The 20,221-nt window shown below is 38.5% G+C and carries 14 protein-coding genes, 1 tRNA gene and 1 pseudogene; 14 read left to right on the forward strand and 2 right to left on the reverse strand.

All coding sequences use genetic code 11. The features are described from left to right. From ACFIKD_RS05085 to ACFIKD_RS05145, 13 genes and pseudogenes are all read left to right on the forward strand, one after another. Nucleotides 1–65, forward strand: a pseudogene (locus tag ACFIKD_RS05085) (elongation factor Tu); the annotation flags it as partial. 47 nt (nucleotides 66–112) lie between these two features. Beyond that, nucleotides 113–188: transfer RNA gene (locus ACFIKD_RS05090), tRNA-Trp, on the forward strand. Nucleotides 189–392: 204 nt separating this feature from the next. After that, a complete protein-coding gene (gene secE, locus ACFIKD_RS05095) occupies nucleotides 393–605 on the forward strand; it encodes a preprotein translocase subunit SecE (RefSeq protein WP_375636240.1) in 213 nt (70 codons plus the stop codon). A 20-nt stretch (nucleotides 606–625) separates the two neighbouring features. Next, nucleotides 626–1,156: a transcription termination/antitermination protein NusG gene (gene nusG / locus ACFIKD_RS05100; RefSeq protein WP_375647382.1), complete on the forward strand. Its 531-nt coding sequence runs from the start codon at nucleotides 626–628 to the stop codon at nucleotides 1,154–1,156. A gap of 149 nt (nucleotides 1,157–1,305) precedes the next feature. After that, nucleotides 1,306–1,734, forward strand: coding sequence for a 50S ribosomal protein L11 (gene rplK, locus ACFIKD_RS05105; protein ID WP_273723157.1), 429 nt, complete (start codon nucleotides 1,306–1,308; stop codon nucleotides 1,732–1,734). 4 nt (nucleotides 1,735–1,738) lie between these two features. Beyond that, nucleotides 1,739–2,443: a 50S ribosomal protein L1 gene (gene rplA, locus ACFIKD_RS05110; protein ID WP_375636241.1), complete on the forward strand. Its 705-nt coding sequence runs from the start codon at nucleotides 1,739–1,741 to the stop codon at nucleotides 2,441–2,443. Between the two features lie 358 nt (nucleotides 2,444–2,801). Then, nucleotides 2,802–3,320, forward strand: coding sequence for a 50S ribosomal protein L10 (rplJ, locus tag ACFIKD_RS05115; RefSeq protein WP_375636243.1), 519 nt, complete (start codon nucleotides 2,802–2,804; stop codon nucleotides 3,318–3,320). 101 nt (nucleotides 3,321–3,421) lie between these two features. Continuing rightward, the gene (gene rplL / locus ACFIKD_RS05120) at nucleotides 3,422–3,793 is read left to right on the forward strand and encodes a 50S ribosomal protein L7/L12 (protein ID WP_012755028.1); all 372 of its coding nucleotides are present in this window, start codon (nucleotides 3,422–3,424) and stop codon (nucleotides 3,791–3,793) included. Nucleotides 3,794–4,084: 291 nt separating this feature from the next. Beyond that, complete coding sequence (rpoB, locus tag ACFIKD_RS05125) at nucleotides 4,085–8,233, forward strand: DNA-directed RNA polymerase subunit beta (protein ID WP_375647383.1); 4,149 nt, start codon at nucleotides 4,085–4,087, stop codon at nucleotides 8,231–8,233. A gap of 172 nt (nucleotides 8,234–8,405) precedes the next feature. Further along, nucleotides 8,406–12,617 carry a DNA-directed RNA polymerase subunit beta' gene (gene rpoC, locus ACFIKD_RS05130; RefSeq protein ID WP_375647384.1) on the forward strand — a complete coding sequence of 1,404 codons (4,212 nt, stop codon included), beginning with the start codon at nucleotides 8,406–8,408 and terminating at the stop codon, nucleotides 12,615–12,617. A gap of 473 nt (nucleotides 12,618–13,090) precedes the next feature. Next, nucleotides 13,091–13,477, forward strand: coding sequence for a MerR family DNA-binding transcriptional regulator (locus ACFIKD_RS05135; RefSeq protein ID WP_375626282.1), 387 nt, complete (start codon nucleotides 13,091–13,093; stop codon nucleotides 13,475–13,477). 209 nt (nucleotides 13,478–13,686) lie between these two features. After that, nucleotides 13,687–14,376 (forward strand): nitroreductase, encoded by a 690-nt coding sequence (locus tag ACFIKD_RS05140; protein ID WP_375647386.1) that lies wholly within the window; start codon nucleotides 13,687–13,689, stop codon nucleotides 14,374–14,376. A gap of 344 nt (nucleotides 14,377–14,720) precedes the next feature. Further along, nucleotides 14,721–16,130, forward strand: a complete 1,410-nt coding sequence (locus ACFIKD_RS05145; RefSeq protein WP_375647387.1) for an L-serine ammonia-lyase — start codon at nucleotides 14,721–14,723, stop codon at nucleotides 16,128–16,130. Nucleotides 16,131–17,954: 1,824 nt separating this feature from the next. Here the strand turns inward: ACFIKD_RS05145 and ACFIKD_RS05150 are convergent. Then, the gene (locus ACFIKD_RS05150) at nucleotides 17,955–18,233 is read right to left on the reverse strand and encodes a hypothetical protein (protein ID WP_375626277.1); all 279 of its coding nucleotides are present in this window, start codon (nucleotides 18,231–18,233) and stop codon (nucleotides 17,955–17,957) included. A 32-nt stretch (nucleotides 18,234–18,265) separates the two neighbouring features. Next, nucleotides 18,266–19,615 (reverse strand): D-alanyl-D-alanine carboxypeptidase, encoded by a 1,350-nt coding sequence (locus ACFIKD_RS05155; RefSeq protein ID WP_375644669.1) that lies wholly within the window; start codon nucleotides 19,613–19,615, stop codon nucleotides 18,266–18,268. A gap of 234 nt (nucleotides 19,616–19,849) precedes the next feature. On the opposite strand from ACFIKD_RS05155, the gene clpS reads away from it, so the two are divergent. Next, nucleotides 19,850–20,221, forward strand: a complete 372-nt coding sequence (clpS, locus tag ACFIKD_RS05160) for an ATP-dependent Clp protease adapter ClpS (protein WP_273788139.1) — start codon at nucleotides 19,850–19,852, stop codon at nucleotides 20,219–20,221.

Raw genomic sequence — 20,221 nt, forward strand, 5'->3', positions numbered from 1 at the left:
GTTTTGCTATTCGTGAAGGTGGTCGTACTGTTGGTGCCGGTATCGTCTCTAAGATCATTGAATAAATAATGCTTGTTAAAGGGATGTTAAAAGTGTTTTAGTTTTGAGAGTTAGGGGTATAGCTCAGTTGGTAGAGCGGCGGTCTCCAAAACCGCAGGTCGCGGGTTCAAGTCCTGCTGCCCCTGCCAAAGGGGAATAGAATTTTACATATAAGGGAGTGGATTTTGCTGCCTTTTTCGCTTTTTTTGATATAGGGCTTGTTTTTTTGTGTATGAAACGGTATTGAATAAGAAGTGAGGAAATTGCATAAGTCTGAAAGTTGGCTTTTGCATTTCTTTCTGTTTATTTTTTTGTATAAAACACAATAGGGCTAGAGAGAGTATAGTGTGACGATGGCATCTAAAACCAATCCGATTACCTTTTTGAAGCAGGTTTATGCAGAAACAATTAAAGTGAAATGGCCTACACGTCGTGAGACGGTTATTTCTACTGTTATGGTTTTGTTGGTAACTGCGTTGGCTTCAGCTTTCTTTTTTATTGTGGATCAGGTTATGAATTTTGGTGTTTGGCGGGTTATTGATCTTCTGAAATATCTTTTTAGTTGAGAATGTAAGGAAGTGTGACTGTGGCAGCTCGTTGGTATATTGTTCAGGCATATTCAAATTTTGAAAAGAAAGTAGCGGAAGCTATTGATAAGGAAGCAAAGCAAAAAGGACTTGATCATCTTTTTGAAAAGATTTTTGTTCCAACAGAGCGTGTTGTAGAGGTTCGTCGTGGACGTAAAGTTGATGCTGAGCGGAAATTTTTTCCTGGTTATGTTCTTGTTCGTGCTGAGTTAACAGATGAAGTTTATCATCTTATTAAGAATACGCCTAAAGTGACAGGTTTTTTAGGATCGGATTCGCGTCCTGTTCCCATTTCTGATCGAGAGGTTGAGCAAATTCTCAAACAAGTTCAAGAAAGGGTTGAGTCTCCAAAGTCTTCTGTATTGTTTGAGGTTGGAGAGCAGGTTCGTGTTGCTGATGGTCCTTTTGTTTCGTTTAATGGAATTGTTCAAGAGGTTGAAGAAGAGCGCTCTCGTCTTAAGGTTGAAGTGCTTATTTTTGGGCGTCCTACGCCTGTTGATTTGGAATTTGGTCAGGTTGAAAAACTCTGATTAAACTTAGAGTAGTTTTAATTACTTTAAGGAAGGAGTGGGAGGTGATTTATGGCTTTTGTCGGCTTAATGATCCGAACCACGTGACTGCGGCGGGTAATGGGCAAGATAAATTGTCAGTATACCAGTGAAATTAAAGGCAGATTGTTATGGCAAAAAAAAGTATAGGTCAGCTTAAGTTGCAGGTTCCTGCAGGAGCTGCTACTCCATCTCCACCGATTGGTCCAGCTCTTGGGCAACGCGGTATTAATATCATGGAATTTTGTAAGGCGTTTAATGCAGCTACACAAGAAATGGAAAAGGGAGCACCGATTCCAGTTGTTATTACGTATTACCAAGATAAGTCTTTCACATTTTCTCTCAAGACGCCTCCTGTATCATTCTTTTTAAAGAAGGAAGCAAACCTGAAATCTGGTTCAAAAGAGCCTGGTAAAGTGTCTGTAGGAAGCATTTCTCGCGATAAAATTCGTTCGATTGCGGAATCAAAAATGAAAGATCTTAATGCGAATGACATTGAGGCAGCAATGCGTATGGTTGAAGGTTCTGCTCGCTCGATGGGCTTGGAAGTGGTGGGCTAATATTATGGCAAAAGTAGCAAAAAGAATAAAAAATATCCGAAAAGATATTGATTTTAATGAACTTTACGCTTTAAAAGATGCCGTTTCAATGGTTAAGGAGCGTGCAGTTGCTAAGTTTGATGAAACAATCGAAATTTCAATGAACTTGGGTGTTGATCCTCGTCATGCTGATCAAATGGTTCGAGGAGTTGCTCATTTGCCTAATGGAACAGGAAGAAATATTCGTGTTGCCGTTTTTGCTCGTGGGGATAAGGCTGAGGAAGCTAAGGCGGCAGGAGCTGATATTGTAGGGGCTGAAGATTTGTTTGAAAGCATTAATGGAGGGACTATAGACTTCGATCGTTGTATTGCAACACCAGACATGATGCCTCTTGTTGGTCGTCTTGGTAAGATTCTTGGTCCGCGGAGTTTGATGCCGAATCCGAAAGTTGGTACTGTAACACTTGATGTTGCCGGTGCTGTCAAAGCTTCTAAAGGTGGTGCTGTTGAGTTTCGTGTGGAAAAAGCTGGTATTGTGCATGCTGGTATTGGTAAGGCTTCTTTTGGTGTTGAAAAAATCGTAGAAAATATAAAGGCCTTTGCAAGTGCAGTTATTAAAGCCAAACCGCAAGGTGCAAAAGGTGAGTATATTAAGCGCGTTGCTGTTTCTTCGACTATGGGAATTGGTGTTAAAGTTGATCCAGCAACGGTTCGTTCAGAGCTAGTGTAAGCTGATTTATAATTTTATTTTGGGGTATGTGAATATCAAAATTGTATTTAAAATGCTGGTTTTGATCAGCATTTAGCTATCTAAGCTTTATAGGGCTTAGGTTATACCGGAAGAAGTTCCGGAATATCCTGTCCGAGATTGTAGGTGATGCTTTTAAGTATCTTAATCAAAAAAAACCTGCATGAGACTGGGGTAAAAACTGAGAGTTAAAAGACTTAAAGGGTTTGAGCCAAGGTTGCCTTTGATCGTTATGCGTGAAAAAGGGGACAGGATCCTCATCGGTGACATGAAGTATTTTATGTTATCAAAGGTAACCAACAGGTTTGTTTTAAGCAAATCTGTTAAATGGAGAGAGACAGTGAATAGAGCGGAGAAACGCGAATTTGTTACATGGCTTAACGAGGCTTTTCGAAAGTCTGGTTCTGTTGTTGTTGCACATTATTCCGGTCTGACAGTTTCACAGATGAATGATCTACGTTCGAAAATGGGTGAAGCTGGCGGTGCCGTTAAAGTCGCCAAAAACCGTCTTGCTAAAATCGCTCTTCAGGGCACGGAATCTGAATCGATAGTGGGTTTGTTTACTGGACAAACACTTATTGCTTATTCAGAAGATCCAATCACAGCACCGAAAGTTGCTGTTGATTTTGCGAAAAGCAATGACAAATTTGTCATCCTTGGCGGTTCAATGGGTGCAACAAGTTTAACTGTAGATGCTGTGAAGTCATTGGCTTCATTGCCTTCATTAAACGAGTTGCGTGCAAAACTTGTGGGTATGATTTCTACCCCTGCGACCCGTATTGCACAGGTTGTTAATGCTCCTGCTGGTCAGGTTGCACGTGTCATTGGAGCATATGCCCAGAAGGATAAGGCGGCTTAAGGCTGTTTGTATTCACGTTTATGGAAGGGCTTTAATGCTTTTCTGTTTTTTTGGATAAGATTTAATAATGGTTCAAATCTTTTAATTGAAGGAATTTAAAAATGGCTGATCTAGAGAAGATCGTAGAAGACCTTTCTAATCTAACCCTTTTGGAAGCCGCTGAGCTTTCTAAGTTACTTGAAGAGAAGTGGGGAGTTTCGGCTGCTGCTCCTGTAGCTGTCGCTGCTGTTGCTGGTGCTGCTGCTCCAGCTGCTGAAGAAAAAACAGAATTTGATGTTATTCTTGTTGAAGGTGGCGCGCAAAAAATTAATGTTATTAAGGAAGTTCGTGCTCTTACTGGACTTGGTCTTAAAGAAGCTAAAGATCTGGTTGAAGGGGCACCTAAGCCTATTAAAGAGGGTGCTTCTAAAGAAGAAGCAGAAAAAATTAAATCTCAACTTGAAGCTGCTGGTGCTAAAGTAGAACTTAAGTAAATTTAATTTTATCGGCGGGCATTTATGTTCGCCGATTTTCTTTCTCTTAATACAAAGAGGAAAAATAATGAGTAAAAAAACCTTTTCCCAACGGTTTCGTAACAATAATGGGATAGGTTTGCACTATCCGTCCCTTCATCATAGAGTCAAAAAGATAAATGGCTTATGTTGATGGGGAAAGTTAAAGATGCTCATTATTGAGTATCAAGTGAACTGGTCTGCATATGCAGGTTAATGATATAAGGCTTTCAAGGTTGGTCTACCTTGAAGAGTAAAGATCAAGGAGCGACGATGGCTCAGACTCACGCAATGATGTCTCAATTCAATGGTCGTAAGCGCGTACGCAAATTTTTTGGTAAGATTCCTGAAGTAGCAGAAATGCCGAATCTTATTGAGGTTCAAAAAGCGTCATACGATCAGTTTCTCATGGTTGAGGAACCGAAAGGTGGACGACCAGATGAAGGTTTGCAAGCTGTTTTTAAATCGGTTTTTCCTATTTCAGATTTTTCCGGTACAGCTATGCTTGAGTTTGTTGGTTATGAATTTGATTTACCGAAATTTGATGTTGAGGAGTGCCGTCAACGTGATTTAACTTATGCTGCCCCATTAAAGGTCATATTACGTTTGATTGTTTTTGATGTTGATGAGGATACTGGCTCCAAAGATATCAAAGACATTAAAGAGCAAGGCGTTTATATGGGCGATATGCCTTTAATGACGACGAATGGTACCTTTATTGTTAATGGTACGGAACGTGTTATTGTTTCGCAGATGCATCGTTCTCCTGGTGTCTTTTTTGACCATGATAAAGGAAAGTCCCATTCATCAGGAAAGCTTCTTTTTGCTGCTCGTGTTATTCCGTATCGTGGTTCTTGGCTTGATATTGAGTTTGATGCTAAGGACATCATTTATGCACGTATTGATCGACGGCGCAAGATTCCTGTTACTAGTCTTTTGATGGCACTGGGTATGGATGCGTCAGATATTTTATCGACGTTTTATGATAAAGTGCCTTATGAGCGTGATGGAGAAGGATGGCGAGTTCCTTATTCTGTTGATCGCTTTAAAGGAATGAAGCTCATCTCTGACCTTATAGATGCAGATAGTGGTGAAGTCGTCGCGGAGGCTGGTAAAAAATTAACAGTTCGTACTGCGAAGTCTTTGGCAGAAAAAGGACTTAAAGCGGTTAAAGTTAGTGAAGATGATTTATTAGGTTGTTATCTAGCCGAAGATATCGTCAATTACGAAACAGGTGAAATTTACCTTGAAGCTGGTGATGAAATTGACGAAAAAGTATTAAAAATTTTGCTTGATGTTAGTGCTGATCAAATCAATATCCTTGATATTGATCACATGAATATTGGCGCTTATATCCGCAATACTTTGAAGGTGGATAAAAATGAAAGTCGGCAGGATGCGTTATTTGATATTTACCGAGTGATGCGTCCAGGTGAGCCCCCAACAATCGATACAGCAGAAGCAATGTTCCATTCATTGTTTTTTGATCCAGAGCGTTATGATCTTTCAGCTGTTGGGCGTGTTAAGATGAATTTGCGTATGGATCTTGATTGTCCAGACACAGTTCGAATTTTACGCCAAGAGGATATTCTCGCTGTTGTTAAGATGTTGGTTGAATTGCGTGATGGTCGTGGCGAAATTGATGATATTGATAATCTTGGCAACCGTCGCGTTCGTTCCGTTGGGGAGTTAATGGAAAATCAATATCGCATTGGTCTTCTTCGTATGGAGCGTGCGATAAAAGAGCGTATGTCATCGGTTGAAATTGATACAGTTATGCCACAGGATTTGATCAATGCAAAGCCTGCAGCAGCAGCAGTTCGTGAGTTTTTTGGGTCTTCGCAATTGTCGCAGTTTATGGATCAAACTAATCCATTGTCGGAGATTACCCATAAGCGCCGTCTTTCTGCTCTTGGTCCAGGTGGTTTGACTCGTGAACGTGCGGGTTTTGAAGTCCGTGACGTACATCCTACGCATTATGGTCGTATTTGTCCGATTGAAACACCAGAAGGCCCCAATATTGGTCTCATTAACTCCTTAGCAACATTTGCGCGAGTTAATAAATATGGCTTTATTGAAAGCCCATATCGAAAAATTGTTGATGGAAAAGTCACAAAAGAAGTTATTTATCTTTCAGCGATGGAAGAAGCAAAGCATTATGTCGCTCAAGCTAATTCTTCATTAGATAGTGAAGGTCGTTTTACAGAAGAGTTTGTTGTTTGCCGTCATGCTGGTGAAGTTTTAATGGCGCCGCGTGATCATGTTGATTTGATGGATGTTTCACCAAAACAGTTGGTTTCAGTTGCAGCAGCGCTTATTCCTTTTTTGGAAAATGATGATGCGAATCGTGCGCTTATGGGATCGAACATGCAGCGTCAGGCAGTTCCTCTTGTACGTGCTGAAGCGCCATTTGTTGGGACGGGAATGGAAGCCATTGTTGCGCGCGATTCAGGAGCTGCTGTGAGTGCAAAACGTAGTGGTGTTGTTGATCAAGTTGATGCTACTCGTATTGTTATCCGTGCAACAGAAGATTTAGATCCTTCAAAATCAGGCGTTGATATTTACCGCCTACAGAAATTTCAGCGTTCTAATCAGTCCACTTGTATTAATCAGCGTCCTCTTGTACATGTCGGTGATAGGGTAGAGAAAGGTGATATCATTGCAGATGGTCCATCCACGGATCTTGGTGATTTAGCTCTTGGGCGGAATGTTCTCGTAGCCTTTATGCCTTGGAATGGATACAATTATGAAGATTCTATTTTGTTATCTGAGCGCATTGTTGCTGATGATGTTTTTACTTCAATTCATATTGAGGAATTTGAAGTTGCAGCACGCGATACAAAACTTGGGCCTGAGGAAATTACGCGCGACATTCCTAATGTTGCGGAAGAAGCGTTAAGAAATCTTGATGAAGCTGGCATTATTTATATTGGTGCTGAAGTTCAACCAGGTGATATTTTAGTTGGAAAGATTACCCCAAAAGGTGAAAGTCCCATGACGCCGGAAGAAAAGCTTCTGCGTGCAATTTTTGGGGAGAAGGCATCCGATGTTCGTGATACTTCTATGCGTATGCCTCCAGGGACTTTTGGTACTGTTGTTGAAGTTCGCGTTTTTAATCGCCATGGCGTGGAAAAAGATGAACGTGCAATGGCAATTGAGCGTGAAGAAATTGAGCGTTTAGCAAAAGACCGTGATGATGAACAGTCTATTCTTGATCGCAATGTTTATGCGCGTCTTACCGATATGTTGACAGGTAAAGTTGCTGTAGAAGGTCCGAAAGGCTTTTCGGGCAGCAAAAAGCTTGATGGTACAGTAATGGGGCATTATCCACGATCCCAGTGGTGGCAATTTGCTGTTGAGGATGAAAAACTTCAAAATGAAATTGAAGCTTTGCGCAAGCAATATGATGAATCAAAAGAAGCATTACAACGTCGCTTTATGGATAAAGTTGAAAAGGTCCAAAGAGGTGATGAAATGCCTCCTGGTGTCATGAAAATGGTGAAGGTTTTTGTGGCTGTGAAGCGCAAAATCCAACCAGGTGATAAGATGGCGGGACGTCACGGGAATAAGGGTGTTGTTTCACGTATTCTTCCCGTAGAAGATATGCCATTTCTTGAAGATGGGACCCATGCTGATATCGTCTTGAATCCGCTTGGTGTGCCTAGTCGTATGAATGTTGGACAAATTCTTGAGACGCATCTTGGTTGGGCATGTGCGGGGATGGGCAAGAAGATTGGTGATTTGTTAGAATTGTATCAAGAGACTGGGGATATATTGCCGTTGCGTCAGCGTATTGAAAATCTTATGCCTGATGATAATCAAAATGAACCGGTCCGTCAGTATGATAATGAAAGCCTTTACAAATTGGCATTACAGATGAAGAAAGGGGTTTCAATTGCAACGCCTGTTTTTGATGGAGCACATGAGTCTGATATTAACATGATGCTGGAGGACGCAGGCTTAGATAGTTCAGGGCAGGTTACGCTTTATGATGGTCGTACTGGAGAGCCTTTTGATCGTCCAGTAACGGTAGGATATATTTACATGTTGAAATTGCATCACCTTGTTGATGATAAGATTCATGCACGTTCTATTGGTCCCTATTCACTTGTTACGCAGCAGCCATTAGGAGGTAAGGCACAGTTTGGTGGTCAGCGTTTTGGTGAAATGGAGGTTTGGGCACTTGAAGCTTATGGTGCTGCATATACTTTGCAGGAGATGCTAACAGTAAAATCAGATGATGTGGCTGGTCGAACGAAAGTCTATGAGGCAATTGTGCGTGGTGATGATACATTTGAGGCGGGTATACCCGAAAGCTTTAATGTGTTGGTAAAAGAAATGCGCTCACTTGCTCTTAATGTGGAGCTTGATGATGCGCGCGAACTTATTGCACAGCGGGCATTGTCTGATACAGCAGAATAATAATTCAAGGAGCGCAGTAGAAAAAGACTGCGCTCTGATTGCTTTAAGAGGTTCAATAACCTTATTAAGGTTATACAGGTCATTTTTAAAAGTAAATGTATTTTAAAGAGGATCTGTTATAAAACAAATGAGATATTACAACAGGTTCTAAGAATCTTTGAAGGAGAACAGCATGAACCACGAGGTCATGAATCTTTTCAATCCTCAAGCGCCAGCGCAGACATTTGACTCTATTCGCATTTCTATTGCGAGTCCTGAGAAAATTTTGTCCTGGTCGTATGGTGAGATTAAGAAGCCTGAGACTATTAATTATAGGACTTTTAAACCAGAGCGTGATGGTCTTTTTTGTGCACGTATATTTGGCCCTATTAAAGACTATGAATGTCTATGTGGCAAATATAAACGCATGAAGTATAAGGGCATTATTTGTGAAAAATGCGGTGTAGAGGTTACTCTTTCGCGCGTACGTCGTGAGCGCATGGGGCATATTGAACTTGCGGCACCTGTTGCGCATATATGGTTTCTTAAATCATTACCAGGTCGTATTTCTACACTTTTAGATTTAACTTTAAAAGATATTGAGCGGGTTCTTTATTTTGAGAATTATATTGTAACCGAACCAGGATTGACATCTCTTAAGCTCCATCAGCTTCTTTCTGAAGAAGAATATATGCTTGCTATTGATGAGTTTGGAGAAGATCAGTTTACAGCTATGATTGGCGCTGAAGCTATTTACGAGCTTTTAGCTGGTATGGAGTTAAATAAAATCGCCAATGATTTGCGTCTCGAATTAGCTGAAACAACTTCAGAGTTAAAGCAGAAAAAATTGATTAAACGACTTAAAATCGTTGAAAATTTTCTTGAATCTGGAAATAAGCCAGAGTGGATGATTATGAAAACAATTCCGGTTATTCCACCGGATTTGCGTCCATTGGTTCCGCTTGATGGTGGGCGTTTTGCGACATCAGATCTGAATGATCTTTATCGGCGGGTTATTAATCGTAATAACCGCTTGAAACGGCTGATTGAATTGCGTGCTCCTGGAATTATCGTGCGCAATGAAAAGCGTATGGTACAAGAAGCTGTTGATGCATTGTTTGATAATGGACGGCGTGGGCGTGTGATTACTGGAGCCAATAAACGTCCTCTCAAGTCTCTATCAGATATGTTGAAGGGTAAGCAAGGACGTTTTCGTCAGAACTTACTTGGGAAGCGTGTTGATTACTCGGGGCGTTCTGTTATCGTGACGGGTCCTGAATTAAAATTGCATCAATGTGGTCTTCCCAAAAAAATGGCTCTTGAATTGTTTAAGCCTTTTATTTATGCGCGGCTTGATGCAAAAGGCTATTCATCAACGGTAAAGCAGGCAAAGAAGCTTGTTGAAAAAGAACACCCAGAAGTTTGGGATATCTTGGATGAGGTTATTCGTGAACACCCTGTTTTACTCAACCGTGCGCCAACATTGCACCGTTTGGGGATTCAGGCTTTTGAACCTATCTTAATTGAAGGCAAAGCTATTCAACTTCATCCACTGGTGTGTACTGCTTTTAATGCGGATTTTGATGGAGATCAGATGGCGGTTCACGTTCCGCTTTCTCTTGAAGCACAGCTTGAAGCTCGTGTTTTGATGATGTCGACCAATAATATTCTTCATCCGGCCAATGGTGCTCCAATTATTGTTCCCTCACAGGATATGGTCCTTGGTCTTTATTATCTTTCAATTGTTTCTGAAAAAGAACCAGGTGAAGGAATGGCTTTTTCTGACATAGGTGAGCTTCATTATGCCTTGGAAAATAAGGTTGTAACGCTTCATACGAAGATTAAAGGCCGTGTTAAGAATATGGGGAAGGATGGAAAAGAAGTTTCTAAACTTTATGATACGACACCTGGTCGTTTGATTATCGGTGAGCTTTTGCCAAGAAATTCGGATATCTCATTTGATATTGTCAATCAAGAAATGACGAAAAAGAATATTTCTAAAATGATTGATCATGTTTATCGGCACTGTGGACAAAAAGAGACGGTTATTTTTTGCGACCGTATTATGCAGCTTGGCTTTTCTTATGCTTGTCGTGCAGGAATTTCATTCGGTAAGGATGATATGGTTATTCCTGATAGTAAGCCGCGTTTAGTTGCAGAGACAGAAGCTTTGGCTAAGGAGTATGAACAGCAATATAATGATGGTTTGATTACACAAGGTGAAAAATACAATAAGGTTGTAGATGCTTGGGGTAAATGTACAGATCGCGTTGCAGATGAAATGATGAAACGTATTCAAGCCGTCGATTTTGATCCTAAAACAGGTCGTCAACGGCCGATGAATTCGATCTATATGATGTCGCATTCTGGGGCACGTGGTTCTGCTAACCAGATGAGACAATTGGCCGGTATGCGTGGATTAATGGCAAAACCATCGGGTGAAATTATTGAAACCCCCATTATTTCAAATTTTAAAGAAGGTCTAACTGTTAATGAATACTTCAATTCCACGCATGGTGCACGTAAAGGACTTGCTGACACTGCGTTAAAGACGGCGAACTCTGGTTATTTAACACGGCGTCTTGTTGATGTTGCACAGGATGCTATTATTTCAGCAGTTGATTGTGGTACCGCAAAAGGGCTTACCATGCAGCCAATTGTTGATGCAGGACAAATTGTTGCCTCCCTTGGGCAAAGGATTCTTGGTCGTACAGCGCTTGTTGATATTCTACATCCTGTCTCTGGAGAGGTTATCCTTGAAGGTGGAGCGATGATTGAGGAAGCTGATGTCGCGAAGATTGAAGAAGCTGGAATTCAATCTGTTCAAATTCGTTCTGCTTTAACATGTGAAACACGTCTTGGTGTTTGTGCAAAATGCTATGGTCGTGATTTGGCGCGTGGAACACCTGTTAATCAGGGAGAAGCCGTTGGTGTTATTGCTGCTCAATCCATTGGTGAACCGGGAACACAGCTTACTATGCGTACTTTCCACTTAGGAGGAACTGCGCAGGTTGTTGATTCATCTTATTTAGAGGCATCTTATGAAGGTAAGGTGGAGATTCGTAATCGTAATGTGGTTCGTAACTCTGAAGGACATTTGGTTGTGATGGGGCGTAATATGGCTATCCTTATCAAGGATGAGTTAGGAAAAGAGCGCGTTGTACATCGTGTTAGCTATGGTGCCCATATTTTTGTTGATGATGGTGATATGGTTAAACGTGGCCAACGTATAGCAGAATGGGATCCTTACACACGTCCAATTTTAACGGAAGTTGAAGGCTATGTGGGTTTTGAAGATATGATTGATGGTTTATCTGTCACTGAAACAGCTGATGAATCTACGGGTATTACGAAGCGTTTGGTGATTGATTGGCGCGCTAATCCACGTGGTGCGGATCTTAAACCAGCCATTATTATCCATGCAGATAAAGAAGGTGAATCCATTGCTAAATTGTATAAGGGAGGTGAAGCGCGTTATATGATGTCAGTGGAAACTATTCTTTCTGTTGAGCTTGGTGCTCATGTTAAGGCTGGTGATGTTATTGCTCGTTTGCCAATGGAAAGTGCCAAGACGAAAGATATTACGGGTGGTTTACCACGTGTGGCTGAGCTTTTTGAAGCGCGTCGTCCAAAGGATCATGCGATTATTGCTGAAGTAAGTGGTACGATTCGATTCGGCCGTGGTTATAAGAATAAACGTCGTATCATTATTGAACCAAATGATGAAACTCTTGAGGCAGTAGAATATTTGATTCCAAAAGGTAAGTTGTTTCACTTCCAAGAAGGTGATCAAATTGAAAAGGGAGATTATATCCTTGATGGTAATCCAGCACCTCATGATATCTTGGCGATTAAGGGGGTTGAAGCTTTGGCATCTTATCTTGTTAATGAGATTCAGGAGGTTTATCGTTTGCAGGGAGTTCTTATTAATGACAAGCACATTGAAGTGATTGTTCGTCAAATGTTGCAAAAAGTTGAAATTACTGAATCTGGAGATTCTGGTTATATTCCAGGTGATAATGTTGATCGTATTGAACTTGATGAAATCAATGATAATTTGATTGCAGAAGGGAAGAAACCTGCCTCTGGTAATCCCATTCTTCTTGGAATTACAAAAGCTTCTCTTCAAACGCCTTCTTTCATTTCGGCGGCATCGTTTCAGGAAACAACACGTGTTCTTACTGAAGCAGCAGTTTCTGGTAAAATTGATACTTTGCAAGGACTTAAAGAGAACGTTATTGTCGGTCGTCTTATTCCAGCAGGTACGGGGGGTACGATTTCTCAAATCCGTCGTATTGCTGCAGTTCGTGATGATTTGATTGTAGATGAGCAGCGTAAGTCTAGTAATAACGAAGTGGCTAAGGCTATGTTGACAAATATGACAACCCAAGTAGTTGCTGAATAATTTAAATATAACATCACATAATAAAAAAACGTCTGAACTTTCTATTCAGACGTTTTTTTATTTCGAAATGCAGAAGTTGCATATTTTCCTGAAAAATATCAAAAATTATAAGGCAATAGTTATTTTAAACATCTTTAGTAGCTTATTGTTTTGTAATTATGTGAAACTCAAAAGCCATATTCAAGGAAAAGAGTTGGTTATCTACAAATCAAATAATGATTGATTTTGAATTTTAGGAAAATTGTTGATTGATATCTTCTATAAAGATTTTAAAGGACTTATAATGAAAGATCGATAGTCTTTTCTATAATCTAAAAAATAATTGATTCTCTACTATACAATACTTGTATGACAAGAATGTATCTTCTTCTAAATTAGAATGCAGGAGAGTAGAGATTAGGGTGCTCACTAAGTATTATAAAAAATAGACATATTTCTTATCACAATGTGATCTATGAAGACAGAATAAAAAAATGTACGAATATTATTCAATTGGAAAATTAACACGTGAGTTTTCAATAACAGCTCGGACTTTGCGTTATTATGAAGAAGAGGGACTTCTTATTCCTTTTCGGCGTGGAAATACACGGCTTTATACACAAACGGATCGTCATAAGTTAAAACAAATTCTGCGTGCTAAAAGAGTTAAATTTTCGTTGTCTGAAATATCAGATATGTTGACAATGGTTGAAAAACCACCTGATGATGAGAAAAAGCTTAAGAAATTAATTGCAGGAATTCATAAAAAACGAGCTGATTTAAAGCAGATGCAGCATGATATTGATGATCTTCTACAGGATTTAGAACGAATTGAGGAGAGTTTTTTTGAGAGCTTAGCGGAGTTGGGGGTTAATCATTGATTATAAAATTTATTTCAGTTGCTTTTAGACAATTTTTTTCTATTAAAAGAGATGTGTTATACTATCTCTAAGGGGAATCTTTAACACTACGTGAAATGTGTAAGTTATTTAAAGAAATAGAGTGTTCGAAAAAAGCTGCGAAGGTATTTTCGCAATATATTGTCCTTGATAAGTAAAAAAAATTATTTTTCATAAAGAAAGTAAAAACAATGGCAGTTTCTCCTATGAGTGTTTTTCAATCTATTTTATCACGAAAGTCAATTCGCGCTTTTACGGATCAGTCAGTTAGGTTGGAAACAATCAAAGAAATCTTAAAACTTGCAGCACGTGCACCATCTGGAACAAATATTCAGCCATGGCAAGTGATTGTGCTTACAGGAAGTGTATTACAGAAAGTAGGGCAAGAGCTTTCACAACTTGTGCTTTCAGGTGTAAAAGGAGAGCGTGAATATAGTTATTATCCACGTCAGTGGCGTGAGCCTTATATTTCAAGGCGTCGAAAAGTTGGTTTGGATCTTTATCAGAGTCTTGGAATTCAAAAAGGTGATGAAGAAAAAATACTTCATCAAAAGGCGCGAAATTTTTTATTTTTTGATGCACCTGTAGGACTCTTATTTACAATGGATCACGACATGGAAATGGGGAGTTGGCTTGATTTGGGTATGTTTATGCAGACCATTATGTTAGCTGCACGTGGATTTGGATTAGATACCTGCCCTCAAGCTGCTTTTGCTGATTATCATAAAGAGATTCGTACGCTTTTATCTATTCCTTCTGATCGCCATATTATCTGTGGTATGGCACTTGGTTATCGCGATATGAGTGCTCCAGAAAACAATTTTGAGACAGAAAGAGAATCGTTAGAAAACTTTGTACGTTTCATTGAAACATACCCATAAAATATTTTATATAATTAAGCATACGTTTTGAAGAACTTGGTGCATTATGCAAAATATTTCCGATAAGAATTTCGCATCCTTATTGAATTTTAATATTGCATATTAACACTTATTTTACTACGTTTGGAACATTAAGAGTGGTAACTCTAGGGGCATTGTCCGTTTTTTGAGGGTTGGCTAATGAAAAACACTATAGAAAGAAAGTGTTGGGTGGTAGCAAGACGAGCGACATTCGTGTTTATTGCTGTCATTTTTTTAGTTTATCTCGCAGTTTGATTTTAAACGGGACAAACGTTATGAAAAAGCATATATGCTCAAGCTGTACTATAGTTTTGAGGTGATACGTGTTTCTGTCTGTTTTTGAACTTTTTAAAATTGGGATTGGTCCTTCTAGCTCACATACGATGGGGCCGATGACAGCTGCTAATATGTTTTTGCAAAAGATAGGAGATTTTTCTCAGTCGTCTGATTTTTCTCAGTCGTCTGATATTCAAGTTTCTCGTATACGTGTTTATCTTTATGGTTCTTTAGCTTTCACGGGTATTGGTCATGCAACAGATAGGGCTATCATATTAGGACTTTTAGGAGAAAAAGCTTCTACTGTTGATCCTGATAGCATGGGGATTTTGTTAGAAAAAGTTATACGTGAAAAAAAAGTGCAACCAGAAGGCCATCCCGCTTATCAGTTTGATGTGCAGCGTGATCTTATTTTTGAACGAAAGAAAATTCTCCCTGGACATACAAACGGACTAGCCTTTGAAGGACTTAATACTGATGGGAATGTTCTGTTGCGGCAGATTTATTATTCTATCGGTGGTGGCTTTGTTGTGACTGAGGATGAATTAAGCCATATGAATGATAATATACAACCAGAAACATTTGAGGTGCCATATCCATTTGATTCTGCTGGTGCAATGTTATCAATGGCAGAAAAATCAGGACTTTCAATTGCTGAAATGAAGCGCTTAAATGAAGAAACAAAGATAGAGCGTTCTTCTCTTGATACAGGGCTTGATGAAATTTTTTCAGCGATGACAAATTGCATTGATAGAGGTCTTTCACAAGAAGGTGAGTTGCCTGGTGGATTGCGTGTTCTAAGGCGTGCTAAAAAGCTGCATGAAACGCTTTTGGAAAATCAAAAGATAAATCGCAATTATCCACTTTGGGCAAATGATTGGCTTTCGGTATATGCCATAGCAGTCAATGAGGAAAATGCAGCAGGTGGTCGTGTTGTTACAGCCCCAACAAATGGGGCAGCTGGTGTTGTCCCAGCAGTTTTGCGTTATTATCTTCAATTTAATGATGATTCAGATCGAGAGGGAATACATAATTTTCTATTAACGGCAGCAGCTATAGGCGGTGTTATCAAACATAATGCCTCTATTTCTGGTGCAGAAGTTGGGTGTCAAGGTGAAGTTGGAACGGCATCTTCAATGGCCGCAGCAGGGTTGACCGCAGCGTTAGGTGGAACGCCAGCTCAAATTGAAAATGCGGCAGAAATTGCGCTTGAACATCATTTGGGAATGACATGTGATCCTGTTGCAGGTCTTGTACAAGTTCCTTGTATTGAGCGTAATGCAATGGGAGCTGTTAAGGCGGTAACGGCTTCTTCTCTTGCATTATATGGTAATGGAGATCATTTTGTTTCTCTTGATGCTTGTATAGAAACAATGCGCCAGACTGGTCATGATATGAGTGAACGCTATAAAGAGACAAGTAAAGGTGGTCTTGCAGTCAATACAATATCTTGTTAGGATCTGAAACATTTTTCAATCCATAACTGGAATTTTTGGGAGGGGAGTCGTATTTCCTGATAAAGCTTATGTTTTTTTGTTACTTATAAATCAAAATTCCACTTTAATGCAACAGCAGCTTGAAATAAATTCGAGATGATTCAGTGTTTTCTTAACGAATAGTAGCTTTGGCATGCAAGTTTGGAGGGGGAGTACTATCAGTATCTATCTGATTTGTCTCTAAAATGGGAAAAAAGTCTAATTTAGAAAAAATAAAAAAGCGTAAAGTAAAATTAGTGATCAGTCTGCCATTATTTTTTAGCTGGATTTTATGGCTTTTAAAAGTTTCCATAGCCATATCTTTTAAGTAATGGAAGATTATGCCTGAGTATCCAAGGAAAATTTGTGTTAAATCTGAATAATTATGATGAGGAGAGAGAATTTTAAAGATTTTAATTTTTAGAAGTGAAGATCTTTTGATACCTAGTATGGTAAAAAATACCTTGAAAAGAAATGCTAATTTACAATAATTAAGAGATATATTGGAAATATCTTTTTTATTTATAAATTCTGTACCGTCAAAAAAACTAAAATAAATAATAACGTATACATTAAAAAATATTTATCAAAATTCTCATAAGAATAGAATGCACACGATGGAACATTATCGTGTTACTCATTCATGAGTTTTTTTAAAAAATATCTCTCAACGCTCCCAAACTCATTTCGCGATGGCACCTGTGAATGGTATAACGGTAAATCCATTGAGCTGTCCCCATCTTTATGCTTAATAAAAAGAGCATGCTGGCACGATTACACACTTTGCCAAGCCCCCCCTGTACAGGGACCAAAGCCCTTAGCATTTAAAACGGTTCATTATAGGCATTTTGAGTCTTTTTAGTACAGTTTCACGCCACACACTAATCTCGCTCATAACATACAAGAGAACGGTTTGGATTGATTCAACATAAACAAATTTCAAATGAGAGAATTTTACGATATTCGAGTTTCTCATCTAACATGCAAAATAATGAACTATCTTTATAAATCAGTATCTTGCATATGAATAGTATAATGTAAGTTTTCCATGAATGGTATAAAACCTATAGGGTATTAGCATCTTTATTTATAGAGGGAGAAAGCCAGCACTATTCATCCTTTTTTTTCAACTTTCAATGTTACAAAAGATTCTAGAGTACTTGAAATGATTCATAAGAGATATTTTGATTTCTTTTTTTAATAGTTTAATGCCAATCTTGCTCGTGATGAGCAAGCGAACGATTTTGACTGATTCAATACAAGAAGGAAAATAAGAGAATTTTACGAAAAACTCTTATTCAATATGCAAAAAATAAATTATAAATTAAAATCTTATGGAAATCGGTATCATGATATTTAATCTGATAATTTCTTTTATGTTTTTTCATCGATAGTATTTGTTGTATTTTCCAATTTTCTTTGTCTGTTGAAAGAAATAAAAGTAAGAGGAGTTAGATTATTTTTTACAGCGTTTATGTTGTAAGGGGGACCGTTATTAAGAGGGACTTCCTTTATTGAACTTTTACAATAATCCCTAAAATGATAAGTTTTCATCCAATGAAGCTATTCATTTTTTCCAAAAAGATATCAAGGATAATTTTTATATTAAATCCAAAAGTGAAAAAATATTGGGTGTTTTTTTATGTCTTTGAATAATGGTTTTATTGAAAGCTTGGAGGTATTGGATAGTTGGAAAAGCTGTCAGCACAATTCCATAATAAGAAAAAAGTATGTTTATCAAAGGAGTTTCTAAGGCTGTAGATAATGGTTAATAATAAAATAATTTTTTAGAGATGGTCTGTAGAATTAAATATTTGTTGCTCCTAGACGGATTTTGATAGGCACATTACCAGTCTGGCTAGCAACGCGTAAATGAATGCGTACAGGAGGCATTATGAGACGACGGTTGCGTATTGTTTGGCAAATGAGAAGGTTAACAAGAGATTGTGTATCTAATGCAGTCGAATTATATTTTAAACCAGTAAGTTTTGCGGCAGCATCGTGAAGAGAACGCAATGAAAGGAGGGATGATTGCTTCAATAAAATTTCTTTTTTATGGAATGAAGCAAAAGCATTATCTGTCATAATACTATCCTTAACGCAGAATTCAAAAATTTTTAGTAGGCTACAGTATAGCAGTTAAAATTTGCTTTCTTTAATGTAGAGCAAGCATCAAATGCAGCTTTTTTTGATTGAAACCCTGTAAAGCGCGCTCGGTAATAACGCTGCCCATTTTTTTCAAACAGTTGCATGTGTGAAGATGCGTGCTTTAAAGTAGAAAAAGCTATATTTTTTGCTTTTAAAAGTAAAGTTTTTGCTTGTTCTTCACTAGGAAGAGAACCAATTTGGATAGCCCATCCGGCATTTGTGGACAAAGAGGCTGTTACAATTTTATGAGTCTCAACCGGTATAGTTTTTTGAGGGTTTGGTATTGGTATAATTACCTTATTTACAGCCGTTATTGCGATATTGGAGTTTTTAGGTTGTTCTGCAAATGCTGTCAACATAGTCGAAATTTCATCATCAAAATTACTTGAATCAGCTTTAATAGTCGGTATAGGAGTATTGGCGCCAGTCGGTAAGTGATAGCGTACAGAAGCCATTAAATGTTTACCACTTTTCATTTGGCTTGCTTTGGGCAAATATTGATTCAATAGGCTAGCCATATGCTCGTCACGTGCAGTAGATGATTTACCTCCCATAACAACAGCGACAACAGAGCGCCCATCAAGACGCATTGAAGTTGCTAAATTAGAACCTGACATTTGTGTGTATCCTGTTTTAATTCCATCGACACCTTTCATTATTTTAACGAGTTTATTGTGGCTGTTAATTTTATGCCCACGGAAATTAAAACTTTTTGTTTTGAACAATTTATATTGTTTTGGAAAATGTTTACGTAAAGCTAATGACAAAGTCGCTATATCTCGTGCTGTAGAATAATTGTGCACATCCGGAAGTCCTGAAGCATTTGCGAAATGTGTATGTTTCATGCCAAGTTTACGAGCTTTTACAGTCATCATTTGAGCGAATTTTTTTTCACTACCTCCAAGATATTCTGCAATGGCAGCAGCAACATCATTTGCGGATCTTGTAATGAGTGCTTTAGCTGCTGATTCTGCAGAAATTGTTTGGCCTGCTTTAAACCCAATTTTTGTCGGTGGACGCATTGCTGCATAATGTGAAACGGGAATTGGTGTATTTGGTGTCACACGACGCATCTGCATAGCTTCAAAGAGTAAGTACAATGTCATCATCTTTGTTAAAGAAGCAGGATAACGTTTCAGTGTTGCATTGGCTTGAAATAGAGTTTTTCCCGTAGTAGCATCTATAACAATAGCCGCATACTTATCAGGATAGGCTCCTTGAGGTGTAGCTGATGCCCAACAGTAAGAAAAAGCTAACACAACAAAAGAAATTGCTATTGTTTTACAGTAGCGCATAATTTTTTGATAATTAATATACACTTGCAGTATCCTATTTCTCCATTTATCCTGAAAAACTTCTATAAAGCTTCCTTTTCTGTAATTTGTTGATGCAGTTTAGACGAATGGTATTACTAATTTGTTTACAGAAGTTATTTTATGAGTGAGTGATTGAAGTCTAACCATAGAGGGAATCTTATTTCTAATACATACAGGTATTGCAATAGTTATGAAAGAATTTAAAATTAATAAAAATGTATTGCATGGAAAACGATAATGGGACAGACGCTCATAATAAACTCTATAGCTCATATTATGCATAATGAAAAGGGCAAGAATTGGGATGAAGTTAGGCATGGTGCGGTTATAATGCCTAAGGCTAGAGCAAAACTCGAAAAACCTAAATTATGTCGAGTTTTTTTGCTTAATGATGATTACACACCTATGGATTTTGTTGTTTTCGTTTTGAAGAACTTTTTTAAAAAAAGTTTCGAAGAGGCAACGCGAATAATGTTAAATGTTCATCACAGTGGGATAGGAGAATGTGGAACTTATACTTATGAAGTCGCTGAAATGAAAATATTACAAGTGAGGGAATGTGCGCGTCAAAATGAACATCCGTTACAATGTGTAATGGAATGGAAGTGA

Origin of the sequence: Bartonella sp. CR84HXZ, assembly GCF_042194535.1 — a bacterium.
GTDB classification, from domain to species: domain Bacteria; phylum Pseudomonadota; class Alphaproteobacteria; order Rhizobiales; family Rhizobiaceae; genus Bartonella; species Bartonella grahamii.

What these genes read in the sequence shown, in the direction of transcription:
- secE (WP_375636240.1), top strand. Translation starts at nt 393, where the DNA reads ATGGCATCTAAAACCAATCCGATTACCTTTTTGAAGCAGGTTTATGCA.
- rplK (WP_273723157.1), top strand. Translation starts at nt 1,306, where the DNA reads ATGGCAAAAAAAAGTATAGGTCAGCTTAAGTTGCAGGTTCCTGCAGGA.
- rplA (WP_375636241.1), top strand. Translation starts at nt 1,739, where the DNA reads ATGGCAAAAGTAGCAAAAAGAATAAAAAATATCCGAAAAGATATTGAT.
- rplL (WP_012755028.1), top strand. Translation starts at nt 3,422, where the DNA reads ATGGCTGATCTAGAGAAGATCGTAGAAGACCTTTCTAATCTAACCCTT.
- rpoB (WP_375647383.1), top strand. Translation starts at nt 4,085, where the DNA reads ATGGCTCAGACTCACGCAATGATGTCTCAATTCAATGGTCGTAAGCGC.
- rpoC (WP_375647384.1), top strand. Translation starts at nt 8,406, where the DNA reads ATGAACCACGAGGTCATGAATCTTTTCAATCCTCAAGCGCCAGCGCAG.
- ACFIKD_RS05135 (WP_375626282.1), top strand. Translation starts at nt 13,091, where the DNA reads ATGTACGAATATTATTCAATTGGAAAATTAACACGTGAGTTTTCAATA.
- ACFIKD_RS05140 (WP_375647386.1), top strand. Translation starts at nt 13,687, where the DNA reads ATGGCAGTTTCTCCTATGAGTGTTTTTCAATCTATTTTATCACGAAAG.
- ACFIKD_RS05150 (WP_375626277.1), bottom strand. Translation starts at nt 18,233, where the DNA reads ATGACAGATAATGCTTTTGCTTCATTCCATAAAAAAGAAATTTTATTG.
- clpS (WP_273788139.1), top strand. Translation starts at nt 19,850, where the DNA reads ATGGGACAGACGCTCATAATAAACTCTATAGCTCATATTATGCATAAT.